The sequence below is a fragment of the Zooshikella harenae genome, assembly GCF_018837975.1.
Taxonomy (GTDB): Bacteria; Pseudomonadota; Gammaproteobacteria; order Pseudomonadales; family Zooshikellaceae; genus Zooshikella; species Zooshikella harenae.
In genome coordinates this window covers 1-455 of sequence record NZ_JAGSOY010000043.1, presented here as the reverse complement: position 1 = coordinate 455, position 455 = coordinate 1, and positions in this window count along the sequence as shown.

Below are 455 nucleotides of genomic sequence, written 5' to 3'. Positions count from 1 at the left end.
AAGTTCACTAGAAGGTGTACCAGTATTACTCAATGCCTTGGGAATAGTAACAACAAATGAGCCCTGATCCTTACGGACTTTCTCTGTGTATTTTTTATCAAGTAATGTTTTATCATTCGCAACTACCCTAACATAGTCCAGAGCACTGTTATCTTTTGCTAACCATTTAAAAACAACTTTATCACCTGCATATAATTGCGTACCTTGTACGGGATTAGTAAGTATAAAAGCAGGTTTCTCAACATCCTTATTTATGCGAATAATTTTCTTTGCTTCTGATGAATAAGCACCTAAATGCCTGTGGTCATAGACGCGAACAGAAAGAGTAAGTTCCTGGGCTTTATTTTCTAACGGTTCAACTAAACTGTCTAAGTTTATTTCATTAGTATGCTGGATAATTGCTTGAGGAGTAAGTGTTTTATCCTTACTTGAGTATATGTGCTCAAGTAATTTTT